This window comes from Comamonas humi (assembly GCF_054782535.1).
In genome coordinates this window covers 80,755-92,673 of record NZ_BAAGSH010000017.1, presented here as the reverse complement: position 1 = coordinate 92,673, position 11,919 = coordinate 80,755, and the positions used below count along the sequence as shown (strand labels likewise).

The window sequence follows — 11,919 nt, the reverse complement described above, 5'->3', positions numbered from 1 at the left end:
AACAGAGCTGCTAGCGCTTGTCCGTCAATCCATTCAATGCAAAAACACTTTGAATCCATTACTGGAGAGCGCCAGCAGCTCACTTATTCATAGCCCCAGAAGAACCACCAGGAGACCTCCCATGCCCTTCGACGCCATCCTGCTGCCTCCGCGCCGCGCACGCCTGGTCGCCCAGGGCCTGTGGCACGACCGCACCATCAACGACTACCTCGACGCCGCCGCCGTCGCCTGCCCCGAACGGCAGGCGCTCACCGCGCTGCGCGTCGAGACCGGCGAGGAGCGCCGCTTCAGCTACCGCGAACTGGCGCGGATGGCCGACCGCATCGCCGTGGGCCTGGCGCGGCTGGGCGTGGGCCCGGGCGACGTGGTGGCCTGCCAGTTGCCGAACTGGTGGCAGTTCAGCCTCAGCTACCTGGCCTGCTCGCGCATCGGCGCGGTGATGAGCCCGCTGATGCACATCTTCCGCGAGCGCGAGCTGTCCTTCATGCTGCAGCACGCCGAGGCCAAGGTGCTGATCGCACCCCGAACTTTTCGCGGCTTCGACTTCGAGGCCATGGCCACCGGGCTGCAGGCCAGCCTGCCCGCGCTGCGCCAGGTCGTCATCGTGGACGGCCAGGGCGCGAACAGCTTCGAGGCCCTGCTGAGCGGCCCCGCGTGGGAGGACGAGCCCGACGCGCAGGCCATCCTCAGCCATCACCGCCCCGGACCCGACGACGTGACCCAGCTCATCTACACCTCGGGCACCACCGGCGAACCCAAGGGCGTGATGCACTCGGCCAACACGCTGTTCGCCAACATCCTGCCCTACGCGCAGCGCCTGGGGCTGGGCGCCGATGACGTGGTGCTCATGGCCTCGCCCATGGCGCACCAGACCGGCTTCATGTACGGGCTGATGATGCCCATCGCGCTGCAGGCCGGCGCGGTGCTGCAGGACATCTGGGAGCCCAGGCAGGCCATCGCACTCATGCAGCGCGAGCGCGCGAGCTTCACCATGGCCTCGACGCCCTTCCTCACCGACCTGGCCCGCACCGTGGCCGAGACCGGCCAGGCCGTGCCCACGCTGCGCACTTTTCTGTGCGCAGGCGCGCCCATTCCCGGGCCGCTGGTGGAGCAGGCGCGCGCCGCGCTGGGCGCCAAGATCATCTCTGCCTGGGGCATGACGGAGAACGGCGCCGTCGCCACCACGCTGCCGGGCGACGACGACGAGCGCGCCGTCCACACCGACGGCCGCCCGCTGCCCGGCGTGGAGCTGAAGGTGGTGGACGCGGACGGCCAGCCGCTGCCCGCGGGCGCATCGGGCCGGCTGCTGCTGCGCTCGTGCTCCAACTTCGGCGGCTACCTCAAGCGCCCGCAGCTCAACGCCACCGATGCGAACGACTGGTTCGACACCGGCGACCTCGCCCGCCTGGACGAGCGCGGCTACGTGCGCATCACCGGCCGCAGCAAGGATGTGATCATCCGCGGCGGCGAGAACATCCCGGTGGTCGAGATCGAAACCCTGCTCTACCAGCACCCCGCCATCGCCATGGCCGCCATCGTCGCCTACCCCGACGAACGCCTGGGCGAGCGCGCCTGCGCCGTGGTCGTGCCCAGGCCGGGGCAGCAGGTCGACCTGGCGTCCATCACCGACTTCCTCAAGGCCCGCAAGGTGGCGCTGCAGTACATCCCCGAGCGTTTGCTGGTGCGCGACGCCCTGCCCACCACGCCGGCCGGCAAGCTGCAGAAATTCCGCCTGCGCGAGCTGCTGCTGCAGGAGGCTGGCTAGCGCAGGCCGCGCCGCAATGCGAATGCATCTGCTTACCGGCCGCATCCACACCGCGGCTGCTCGGGAATCGATAGCGGTTTGGGCTCGCCGGCGGCGCACGGGCGATACTCCAGGCTTCGCAATCTTCCCGAGAACAACAACATGCAAGGCCATCCGGACGTCATCGACTACCTCAAGGACCTGCTGCGCGGCGAGCTGGCCGCCCGCGACCAGTACTTCGCGCACTCGCGCATCTACGAAGACCAGGGCTTCACCAAGCTCTACACCCGCCTGGACCACGAGATGCAGGAAGAGACCCAGCACGCCGACGCGCTGCTGCGCCGCATCCTGATGCTGGGCGGCCGCCCCGACATGCGGCCCAAGGAATTCACGCCCGGCGAGACCGTGCCCGAGATGCTGCGCAAGGACCTGGACACCGAGTACGAGGTGCGCGCCGGCCTGCGCCAGGGCATGACGCTGTGCGAGCAGCACCACGACTACGTGAGCCGCGACATCCTGCTCGCCCAGCTGCGCGACACCGAGGAAGACCACGCCTACTGGCTCGAAAAGCAGCTCGGCCTGATCGACCGGGTGGGCCTGGAGAACTACCTGCAGAGCCAGACCTGAGGCTGCCCGGGCTCCAAAGACCAAGGCCGCCTTCCAGGGCGGCCTTTTCCGTTCAAGCGACAGTCGCCGGCGCGGCCGGCACGCGCATGCCGCGCACGATGGCGGCCAGCACCACGCCGTAGGCGGGCACGAAGAGCAGCAGGCTCACCGCCAGCTTGATCACGTAGTCGACCATGGCGATCTCCACCCAGTTCGCCGCCATGAAGGCGTCGCTGCTGCGCCAGAAGGCGATGGAGAAGAAGGCCGCCGTGTCGAGCACCTGGCCGAACACCGAGGCCGCCGCCGGCGCCAGCCACCAGGCGCGGCCCTGCTGGCGGATGCGGTCGAAGACCTGGATGTCCAGCAGCTGCCCCAGCACATAGGCCGCGAAACTCGCCAGCGCGATGCGGAACACGAAGCTGTTGAAGCTCTGCAGTGCCTCCCAACCGTTGAAACGCCCTTCGTGGAAGAGCACACCCACCACATAGGACACCAGCAGCGCCGGCAGCATCGCCCGCGTGATCACGCGCCGCGCCTCGGCCTTGCCGATGAGGCGCACCGTCAGGTCGGTGGCCAGGAAGATGAACGGAAAGCTGAACGCGCCCCAGGTGCTGTGGAAGCCCAGCAGGTTGATGGGTAGCTGCACCAGGTAGTTGCTGGCGATGACGATGGCGATGTGGAACGCCACCAGAAGCGAGAGATAAAGCGGCACGCGCGACGAGGCCTGCGCGGCGGAAACGGCTGACATGGCAGTCCTTTTTGGTCGATGGGGGCGAGGGAACCCATGGTTGCGGAAAACGCCGGTGCCCGGCGCTGCCGCATTGTCCCCGCCCCACCGGGCCGCCTCATCCGCCAAAGCGCATGGCGGGTATAACGAAAAGCATAGCTGCCCGCGCTTGCCCATCAATGGTTCTGGTATCGAAACCATCTAAATCCATTGAACAGCAATCGCAAGCAGCTCTTTTTTCAATAGCATCAAGCCACCGCCTGGCGCGCACCCTGCCCCGCGCGGCGCGTGGCGCGCAGCCCGGCGACCTGCAGGTCGGCCAGCACTAGGACGACCACCGCCTGCGCCGCCAGCCAGGCCATGCCCCAGCCGGTCAGCGACAGGCGGCCGGCCAGCATCAGCGCCACGCAGCCCAGCGCCCAGCCCAGGTTGCCCAGCGCCACCAGGCCGATCAGCGTGCGCGGCGCGGGCTGGCGGCGCGCCATCCACGCGGCGGCCAGCGCATAGGCCAGCAGGAAGATGCCCGTGCCGACCAGCAAGGGCGCCGGCAGGCCCGTGAGCGCCGCCAGCGGCTGCGTGGCGGCCAGCTGCAGCGCGCCGGTGGCGGCGCATGAGGCGGCGTCGGCAGCCATCACACGGGGAAGAAAGCGGGGAGAAGCGAAGAGGGACATGGTGGACTCCTGTGGGAAGGGGGGCGGCCGGCCCGGTGCCGGCTGCTGGGCTCCATGATTGCGGCGCGGCTGCAGCGCGTCGATAACCTCGCAGGTCATGGCCGCGCATCCCGGCCTGCCGCTACGATGCCGCCATGAGCCTGAGCACCGCCGCCTCCCCCCACCATGCGCCGCCCGGCGCGCGCGCCCCGTTCGGCGAGCACCTGCGCCACTGGCGCCAGCACCGGCGCCTGAGCCAGCAGAACCTGGCGTTCGAGGCCGAGGTCTCGGCCCGCCACCTGAGCTATGTGGAAACCGGCCGCGCCCAACCCAGCCGCGAGATGGTGCTGCGCCTGGCCGAGCGCCTGTCGGTGCCGCTGCGCGAGCGCAACGCGCTGCTGGTGGCCGCGGGCTTCGCGCCCATGTACCAGGCGCGGCCGCTGGACCACCCCGAGCTCGCGGCCGCGCGCCAGGCCGTGGACCTGGTGCTCCAGGGCCACGAGCCCAATCCCGCGCTGGCCGTGGACCGGCACTGGAACCTGGTGGCCGCCAACGCCATCGTGCCGTTGCTGCTCGATGGCGTGGCGCCGCACCTGCTGGCGCCGCCCGTGAACGTGCTGCGCCTGAGCCTGCACCCCGAGGGCCTGGGCCCGCGCCTGGCCAACGCCGCGCAGTGGCGTGCCCACCTGCTGCACCGATTGCAGCAGCAGATCGCCGCCACGGCCGATGGCCAGTTGCAGGCGCTGCACGACGAGATCGCGGCCTACCCATTCGCCGAAGACAGGCATGCCCCGCCGCCCAGCCCCATCGCCGTGCCCTTCGAGCTGCATACCAAGCTGGGCAAGCTGAGCTTCATCAGCACCATCACCATCTTCGGCACGCCGGTGGACGTGACGCTGCAGGAGCTGGCCGTCGAATCCTTTTTCCCGGCGAATGCCGAGACCCAGGCGGCGCTGCAGCAACTGCGGCAAGCGGCCGCAGCATGAAAAAAAGCCCACGGGACTCGCATCCCGCGGGCTTTCGGCAGCCGGCCCCGAAGGGCCCTGGCAGCTTAGGCGGTCACGCCCTTGGCCACGTCCGCATATTCCTCGATCTGGTCGAAGTTCATGTAGCGGTACACGCTGGCCTTGTCGGCGTCGATGATGCCCATTTCCTTGAGGTATTCCTCCTTGGTGGGCAGCTTGCCGATGCGCGAGGCAATGGCGGCCAGCTCGGCCGAGCCCAGGAACACGTTGGTGTTCTTGCCCAGGCGGTTGGGGAAGTTGCGGGTCGAGGTGGAGATCACCGTCGCGCCTTCATGCACCTGCGCCTGGTTGCCCATGCACAACGAGCAGCCCGGCATTTCGGTGCGCGCACCGGCCGTACCGAAGGCAGCGTAGTGGCCTTCCTTGATCAGCTCGTTCTGGTCCATCTTGGTGGGCGGAGCCACCCACAGCTTGACCGGAATGTCGCGCTGGCCGCCCAGCAGCTTGGCGGCTGCGCGGAAGTGGCCGATGTTGGTCATGCACGAGCCGATGAAGGCTTCGTCGATCTTGGTGCCGGCCACTTCGGACAGGAACTTGGCGTCGTCCGGGTCGTTCGGGCAGCAGACGATGGGCTCCTTGATGTCGGCCAGGTCGATCTCGAACACGGCGGCGTACTCGGCGTCCTTGTCGGCTTCGAGCAGGTCGGGCTTGGCCAGCCAGGCCTCGACCTTCTCGATGCGGCGCTGCAGCGTCTTGGCATCGGCGTAGCCGTCGGCGATCATGTTCTTCATCAGAACGATGTTCGAGGTCAGGTACTCCTTGATCGGCTCGGGGTTGAGCTTGATCGTGCAGCCGGCGGCCGAGCGCTCGGCCGAGGCGTCCGAGAGTTCAAACGCCTGCTCCACCTTCAGGTCCGGCAGGCCTTCGATTTCGAGGATGCGGCCGGAGAAGATGTTCTTCTTGCCAGCCTTGGCCACGGTCAGGGCGCCGGCCTTGATGGCGTACAGCGGAATCGCGTGCACCAGGTCGCGCAGCGTCACGCCGGGCTGCATCTCGCCCTTGAAGCGCACCAGCACCGATTCGGGCATGTCCAGCGGCATCACGCCGGTGGCGGCGCCGAAGGCCACGAGGCCGGAACCCGCGGGGAAGGAGATGCCGATCGGGAAGCGTGTGTGCGAGTCGCCGCCGGTGCCCACGGTGTCGGGCAGCAGCAGGCGGTTCAGCCAGCTGTGGATCACGCCGTCGCCAGGACGCAGGGCCACGCCGCCGCGGTTGGAGATGAAGGCGGGCAGCTCGCGGTGGGTCTTCACGTCCACCGTCTTGGGATAGGCGGCGGTGTGGCAGAAGGACTGCATCACCATGTCGGCCGAGAAGCCCAGGCAGGCCAGGTCCTTCAGCTCATCGCGGGTCATGGGGCCGGTGGTGTCCTGCGAACCCACGGTGGTCATGCGCGGCTCGCAGTAGGTACCGGGGCGCACGCCCTGGCCTTCCGGCAGGCCGACGGCGCGGCCGACCATCTTCTGTGCCAGCGTGAAGCCGGCCTTGGATTCGGCAGGCGCCTGGGGCAGGCGGAAGGCGGTCGATGCGGGCAGGCCCAGGGCTTCGCGGGCCTTGGCGGTCAGCGAGCGGCCGATGATCAGGTTGATGCGGCCGCCGGCGCGCACTTCGTCCAGCAGCACGTCGCTCTTGAGCGCGAAGTCGGCGATCTTAGCGCCGTTCTTCTCGATCTTGCCGTCGTAGGGGAAGATGTCGAGCACGTCGCCCATTTCCATCTTCGACACATCGACTTCGATAGGCAGCGAGCCCGAGTCTTCCTGCGTGTTGAAGAAGATCGGGGCGATCTTGCCGCCCAGCGTCACGCCGCCGAAGCGCTTGTTCGGCACGAAGGGAATGTCCGCGCCCGTGGCCCAGATCACGCTGTTGGTGGCCGACTTGCGGCTGGAACCGGTGCCCACCACGTCGCCCACGTAGGCCACCAGGTGGCCCTTCTTCTTCAGGTCGTCGATGAACTGCATCGGGCCGCGCTTGCCGTCTTCCTCGGGCTTGAAGGCCGCGTCGGGACGGGTGTTCTTCAGCATTGCCAGGTAGTGCAGCGGGATGTCGGGACGGCTCCAGGCATCGGGTGCGGGCGAGAGGTCGTCGGTGTTGGTCTCGCCGGGCACCTTGAACACGGTGACGGTGATCTTCTTCTCGACTTCGGGACGCGAGGTGAACCACTCGGCATCGGCCCACGACTGCATCACATCCTTGGCCTTGGCATTGCCGGCCTTGGCCTTGGCAGCCACGTCGTTGAAGAAGTCGAACATCAGCAGCGTCTTCTTCAGCGCCTCGGCGGCCACGCCGGCGACTTCGGCGTCGTCCAGCAGTTCGATCAGCGGATGCACGTTGTAGCCACCCACCATGGTGCCCAGCAGCTCGGTGGCCTTGGCCTTGGAGACCAGGCCGACCTGGATATCGCCGTGCGCCACGGCGGCCAGGAACGAGGCCTTGACCTTGGCCGCGTCGTCCACGCCCGGGGGCACGCGGTGGGTCAGCAGGTCGAGCAGGAAGGCATCCTCGCCGGCGGGCGGGTTCTTGATCAGCTCGATCAGCTCGGCCACCTGCTTGGCGTCGAGCGGCAGCGGGGGAATGCCCAGTGCGGCGCGTTCGGCCACATGGTCACGGTAGGCTTTCAACATGGTTTTCTCCGGTTTTTGATTTCGATACGGGATACGGTTTACCCACGGCCCGCCTGCGCCGGCGAGCCGTCATTCCAACAAGGCGGCGGGCCAGGCTTACTTCGAGCCGCCCAGCAGGTCGGTGGCGGGCTGGTTCTTCATGGCCTCGGCAAACTGAGACTGCTCGGGGCTCTTGCATTCGTCAGCCATGCGCTGGCCCTGCTTGCGGTTGATCAGCATGGACTTGTTCGCCACCTGCAGCCACATTGCGCCCTGCTTGGCGTCTTCCAGGCGCACGGCGCCCGTGGACGTGGCCACCGGCGACATGTGGTAGCGGAAGCCCTTGCCTTCGACGAAGAAGTAGCCGGGGTTCACGCTGTCCTTGCTGATGTTGACCGTGGCGCCCAGCTCGCACTGGATGTGGCCCTGGTACACGCCTTCGGCAATGGCCAGCTCGGCCGGGGTCAGCGCCGCCTCGGCGGCCGCCATGCCGCTGGCCACCTGGCTGGTAGCGCTGCGCAGCTGCGTGCGGCTGCTGGCGGGGTTGCTCTTGGCCTTGGTCGACACCTTCTTGGCGGGCTTGGCCGGCGCCTTCTTCGCGGTGGCCTGCTTGGCTGCCGGCTTGGCCGCAGCCTTGGAGGCGGTCTTGCCATCCGTCTGGGCCATCACCATCGCAGGCACCAGAATCAGCAAAGAGATCAAGCTTTTTTTCATCACAACTCCTGCGACAACACGGTCAGAAAATCAATACTTACAACCACTCCCGCACCGCCTGCGGCAGTGCGCGGCCGGTCTGGGCGGCGCGCTCCAGCACCTGCCAGAAATAGCGGTAGCTGGCGCGGTCGTGCAGCACGCCATCGTCGCTGATGGGTGCCCACTGCGCATCGGCGGCGGCGCGCACGATGCGCGCGGCCTGCTCGATCAGTGCATCGGTCGGGGCAAAGGCACGCAGGATCGGGCGGATCTGCGCGGGGTGGATGCTCCACATCCGCGTGTAGCCGAACTCGTCGGCTGCCTGGCCGGCGGCGCGCTGCAGCGCCTCGGCGTCCTTGAACTCGGTAACCACGCAATGCGATGGCACCTTGCCATGGGCATGGCAGGCGCTGGCGATCTCGAGCTTGGCCCGAACCACCAGCGGGTGGCTGAACTGGCCGGCCACGCCCATGGCGCTGGCCGGAATCGCGCCGCCATGGGCCGAGACAAAGTCCATCAGCCCGAAGCTGATGCTCTGCACCCGCGGGTGCGCCGCGATCTCGTGCGCATGGTGCACCGCCAGCGGCGACTCTATCAAAACATGTAGCGGCACACGCACGCTGCAAGCGCGGTCCAGCAGTTTTTCGGCCTGAATCACGTCGTCGACGGATTCGACCTTGGGCACCATGATGTGGCTCAGGTGCTCGCCCGCCTCGCCGGCGATGGCGGCGATGTCGTCGGCAAAGGCCGGGTGGTCGACCGCGTGCACGCGCGCGGCGACGCGGTTCGCCGGGTCGCTGGCCTGGAGCAGCGCCACCACGAGGCGCGCATGCTCGCGTTCCTCGCCGACGGCAGCACCGTCCTCGCAGTCCAGCGTCACGTCGAAGACGCAGCGGCCGAACTCCTGCGTCATCTGCTGCTGCAGTTGCAGGCTTTTGCGCATGCGCTCTTCGACACCGCTGTAGTGGTCGCAGACCGGCAGCACGGCATGGCCGGCCTGGGCACCCAGCAGGACCTGGGCGGGATGGAGGGACGAAGCGGTCATGGCGGTCATCAGGCGCCCTCGCCGACGCGCTGGGCAACAATGAACATCCGGGGGAAGGCCAGCAGCCTGCGCCCGTCGGCACGCACCGGATAGGCGGCATCGACGCGCCGCGTGTATTCAGCGACGAAGCTGTCCGCCAGCGCGGGGCTGAGCGGCTGCAGGAAGGGCCGCAGGCCCGTGCCGCGCACCCAGTCGACGATGGCCTTGGCGTCCGCCATCGGGTGCTGGTAGATGGTGTGCCACACGTCCATGCGGGCATGCGGCGACAGCAGATCGTAATAAGGCCCGATCTTCAGCAGATCGGTGCGCATCTTGTGGGGGTCGCCAATCGCATTGACCCAGGGCGCCTCGCCGCCCACTTCGCGCATCAGGCGGTGGGTGGGTTCGTCGCGGTTGTCGGGCATCTGCACTGCCAGCACGCCACCGGGCGCCAGCATGGCCAGCAGGCGCGGCAGCAGCACCTCATGGTCGGGCACCCACTGCAGCGCGGCGTTGGCATAGATCAGGTCGGGCTGGCGGCCCTGCCACAGCGGGGCCTGCCACTGGGCGATGTCGCCCCATTCGAAGCGGGCCGCCGGCAGGCGCTCGCGCGCATCGGCCAGCATGGACTCGGAGTTGTCCACGCCCAGCACATGCGCCTTGGGAAAGCGTGCCGCCAGCAGCTCGGTGGAATTGCCCGGGCCGCAGCCCAGATCGACGACATAGGCCGCGTCGGCCAGCGGCACCCGCGCCAGCAACTCGGCGGCTGGACGGGTGCGCTCGTCCTCAAACTGGCGATAGAGTCCGGGATTCCACTGCAGCATAGGCAGATATCAGAGCAGGTGCTTGACGCCGTCCTGCTCGCCTTGCAGCTCGGCCAGGGTCTTGTCGATGCATTCCTGCGAGAAGGCATCGATGGACAGACCTTCGACAATCTTGTACTCGCCGTTCTCGGTGGTTACCGGGAAGCCGAACACGATGTCCTTGGGAATGCCGTATTCGCCATTCGAAGGCACGCCCATCGTGACCCACTCGCCGCCGGAGCCCAGGGCCCAGTCGCGCATGTGGTCGATGGCGGCGTTGGCAGCCGAGGCAGCCGACGACAGGCCACGGGCCGCGATGATGGCGGCACCGCGCTTGCCCACGGTGGGCAGGAACACGTCCTTGTTCCAGGCCTGGTCGTTGATGGCGTCCTTCACGGACTTGCCGTCCACGGTGGCGAAGCGGTAGTCGGCGTACATCGTGGGCGAGTGGTTGCCCCAGACGGTCAGGTGCTTCAGATCACCGACCTTGAAGCCGGCCTTGGCAGCCAGTTGCGAAGCGGCGCGGTTGTGGTCCAGGCGCAGCATGGCGGTGAAGTTCTTGCGCGGCAGGTCGGGAGCCGACTTCATCGCGATGTAGGCGTTGGTGTTGGCGGGGTTGCCCACGACCAGCACCTTCACGTTGCGCGAGGCCACGGCGTTCAGCGCCTTGCCCTGGGCCGTGAAGATCTGTGCGTTGGCGGCCAGCAGGTCGGCGCGCTCCATGCCGGGGCCGCGGGGACGGGCACCCACCAGCAGGGCATAGTCGGTATCCTTGAAGGCGGTCATCGGATCGCTGTGGGCTTCGATGCCGGCCAGCAGCGGGAAGGCGCAATCTTCCAGCTCCATGATCACGCCCTTGAGCGCGTTCTGGGCCTTTTCGTCGGGAATCTCGAGCAATTGCAGAATGACGGGCTGGTCCTTGCCCAGCATTTCGCCGGAGGCGATGCGGAACAACAGGGCGTAACCGATTTGGCCAGCGGCGCCGGTGACGGCAACACGGACGGGCTTTTTGCTCATGGGGAAAACTCCAGAAAAGGAAAGAAAAGAGGGATCCACCCAAGCCGCTGCCCGCTGCCGCACTACCGGGAAAACTCCACTTGCAGGGCCTGAGCACCAGCTTGTCAAACCGGGCGCAAGTGTACTCCTGATTTCTTCGCTCGGTCAATTTGTCTTATGTCTTATATAAGATATGATTGCGGTCTGAGATGGCAGTCACACTTTCCAACACTCAAGAGCCCGGCCTGCCGCTTGCAGGCGACGGAACGAGTGCGCCCACGCCCGCTTTCAGCCCGCTGTACCAGCAGATCAAGGGACTGATCCTGCAGAGCCTGCAGGGCGGCATCTGGAAGCCCGGCGAGATGATCCCCAGCGAGATGGAACTGGCCTCGCGCTACCGCGTCAGCCAGGGCACGGTGCGCAAGGCCATCGACGAACTGGCCGCCGAAAACCTGCTGATGCGCCGCCAGGGCAAGGGCACCTTCGTGGCCACGCATGCCGAGCGCCACGTGCAGTACCGCTTCCTGCGCCTGCTGCCCGACAAGGGCGACGTCAACGAGGAAGGCCCCGCGCAGCGCCATATCATCCAGTGCCGCTCCGTGAAGGGCAGCAGCGAGATCTGCAAGCTGCTGGCCGTGCCCACCGGCGAATCGCTGCTCCATGTGCGCCGTGTACTGGCCTTTTCGGGCACGCCCACCATTCTCGAAGACATCTGGCTGCCGGGCGCGAACTTCAAGTCGCTCACTGCCGACCAGATGCGTGACTATGCCGGCCCGACCTACGCCATGTTCGAGCTCGAATACGGCGTGCGCATGGTGCGGGCCGAAGAGAAGCTGCGCGCCGTGATGCCCGACGCCACGCAGAGCGAACTGCTCCAAGTCACCGACCGGACACCGCTGCTCAGCGTCGAGCGCATTGCTTACACCTATAACGATCTTCCCATGGAGTTACGAAGAGGCCTCTACCGCACCGATACCCATTACTACAGCAATACGCTCAGCTAGCGCGTCCACGATCATGCAATTCTCATGCGATATAGTGTGAAACCCTTAGA

The 11,919-nt window shown here is 67.2% G+C and carries 11 protein-coding genes; 4 read left to right on the top strand and 7 right to left on the bottom strand.

Features of this window, described 5'->3' with window-relative positions; all coding sequences use genetic code 11:
- Window positions 1-121 precede the first annotated feature (121 nt).
- On the top strand, window positions 122-1,765 hold the full coding sequence (gene aliA, locus ACYVKR_RS17945; RefSeq protein ID WP_460482319.1) for a cyclohexanecarboxylate-CoA ligase: 1,644 nt from the start codon (window positions 122-124) through the stop codon (window positions 1,763-1,765).
- A gap of 141 nt (window positions 1,766-1,906) precedes the next feature.
- Window positions 1,907-2,371, top strand: coding sequence for a bacterioferritin (gene bfr / locus ACYVKR_RS17940; RefSeq protein ID WP_460482318.1), 465 nt, complete (start codon window positions 1,907-1,909; stop codon window positions 2,369-2,371).
- 52 nt (window positions 2,372-2,423) lie between these two features.
- Here bfr and ACYVKR_RS17935 read toward each other — a convergent pair whose 3' ends face one another.
- Together ACYVKR_RS17935 and ACYVKR_RS17930 are read right to left on the bottom strand one after the other, a co-directional pair.
- Window positions 2,424-3,098, bottom strand: coding sequence for a 7-cyano-7-deazaguanine/7-aminomethyl-7-deazaguanine transporter (locus ACYVKR_RS17935; protein ID WP_460482317.1), 675 nt, complete (start codon window positions 3,096-3,098; stop codon window positions 2,424-2,426).
- 227 nt (window positions 3,099-3,325) lie between these two features.
- On the bottom strand, window positions 3,326-3,748 hold the full coding sequence (locus ACYVKR_RS17930; RefSeq protein WP_460482316.1) for a hypothetical protein: 423 nt from the start codon (window positions 3,746-3,748) through the stop codon (window positions 3,326-3,328).
- Between the two features lie 134 nt (window positions 3,749-3,882).
- On the opposite strand from ACYVKR_RS17930, the gene ACYVKR_RS17925 reads away from it, so the two are divergent.
- Entirely contained in the window at window positions 3,883-4,713 is an 831-nt protein-coding gene (locus ACYVKR_RS17925) for a helix-turn-helix domain-containing protein (RefSeq protein WP_460482315.1), read from the top strand.
- A 65-nt stretch (window positions 4,714-4,778) separates the two neighbouring features.
- Here the strand turns inward: ACYVKR_RS17925 and acnB are convergent, their stop codons facing one another.
- The 5 genes from acnB to ACYVKR_RS17900 form a co-directional block, all read right to left on the bottom strand.
- Window positions 4,779-7,370 (bottom strand): bifunctional aconitate hydratase 2/2-methylisocitrate dehydratase, encoded by a 2,592-nt coding sequence (gene acnB, locus ACYVKR_RS17920; protein ID WP_460482314.1) that lies wholly within the window; start codon window positions 7,368-7,370, stop codon window positions 4,779-4,781.
- Window positions 7,371-7,466: 96 nt separating this feature from the next.
- On the bottom strand, window positions 7,467-8,063 hold the full coding sequence (locus ACYVKR_RS17915) for a hypothetical protein (protein ID WP_460482313.1): 597 nt from the start codon (window positions 8,061-8,063) through the stop codon (window positions 7,467-7,469).
- A gap of 37 nt (window positions 8,064-8,100) precedes the next feature.
- Complete coding sequence (locus tag ACYVKR_RS17910) at window positions 8,101-9,096, bottom strand: HpcH/HpaI aldolase/citrate lyase family protein (RefSeq protein WP_460482312.1); 996 nt, start codon at window positions 9,094-9,096, stop codon at window positions 8,101-8,103.
- Window positions 9,096-9,890 carry a trans-aconitate 2-methyltransferase gene (gene tam, locus ACYVKR_RS17905; RefSeq protein WP_460482311.1) on the bottom strand — a complete coding sequence of 265 codons (795 nt, stop codon included), beginning with the start codon at window positions 9,888-9,890 and terminating at the stop codon, window positions 9,096-9,098. The genes ACYVKR_RS17910 and tam overlap by 1 nt, the downstream gene beginning before the upstream one ends.
- A gap of 9 nt (window positions 9,891-9,899) precedes the next feature.
- Window positions 9,900-10,886: a malate dehydrogenase gene (locus tag ACYVKR_RS17900; RefSeq protein WP_460482310.1), complete on the bottom strand. Its 987-nt coding sequence runs from the start codon at window positions 10,884-10,886 to the stop codon at window positions 9,900-9,902.
- Between the two features lie 188 nt (window positions 10,887-11,074).
- Here ACYVKR_RS17900 and ACYVKR_RS17895 point away from each other — a divergent pair, with 188 nt between their 5' ends.
- Window positions 11,075-11,869: a GntR family transcriptional regulator gene (locus tag ACYVKR_RS17895; RefSeq protein ID WP_460482309.1), complete on the top strand. Its 795-nt coding sequence runs from the start codon at window positions 11,075-11,077 to the stop codon at window positions 11,867-11,869.
- Window positions 11,870-11,919: the final 50 nt, after the last annotated feature.

Excerpts from the sequence above, each read along its gene's own strand:
- aliA (WP_460482319.1), top strand. The coding sequence starts at position 122 with ATGCCCTTCGACGCCATCCTGCTGCCTCCGCGCCGCGCACGCCTGGTC.
- bfr (WP_460482318.1), top strand. The coding sequence starts at position 1,907 with ATGCAAGGCCATCCGGACGTCATCGACTACCTCAAGGACCTGCTGCGC.
- ACYVKR_RS17935 (WP_460482317.1), bottom strand. The coding sequence starts at position 3,098 with ATGTCAGCCGTTTCCGCCGCGCAGGCCTCGTCGCGCGTGCCGCTTTAT.
- ACYVKR_RS17930 (WP_460482316.1), bottom strand. The coding sequence starts at position 3,748 with ATGTCCCTCTTCGCTTCTCCCCGCTTTCTTCCCCGTGTGATGGCTGCC.
- ACYVKR_RS17925 (WP_460482315.1), top strand. The coding sequence starts at position 3,883 with ATGAGCCTGAGCACCGCCGCCTCCCCCCACCATGCGCCGCCCGGCGCG.
- acnB (WP_460482314.1), bottom strand. The coding sequence starts at position 7,370 with ATGTTGAAAGCCTACCGTGACCATGTGGCCGAACGCGCCGCACTGGGC.
- ACYVKR_RS17915 (WP_460482313.1), bottom strand. The coding sequence starts at position 8,063 with ATGAAAAAAAGCTTGATCTCTTTGCTGATTCTGGTGCCTGCGATGGTG.
- ACYVKR_RS17910 (WP_460482312.1), bottom strand. The coding sequence starts at position 9,096 with ATGACCGCCATGACCGCTTCGTCCCTCCATCCCGCCCAGGTCCTGCTG.
- tam (WP_460482311.1), bottom strand. The coding sequence starts at position 9,890 with ATGCTGCAGTGGAATCCCGGACTCTATCGCCAGTTTGAGGACGAGCGC.
- ACYVKR_RS17900 (WP_460482310.1), bottom strand. The coding sequence starts at position 10,886 with ATGAGCAAAAAGCCCGTCCGTGTTGCCGTCACCGGCGCCGCTGGCCAA.
- ACYVKR_RS17895 (WP_460482309.1), top strand. The coding sequence starts at position 11,075 with ATGGCAGTCACACTTTCCAACACTCAAGAGCCCGGCCTGCCGCTTGCA.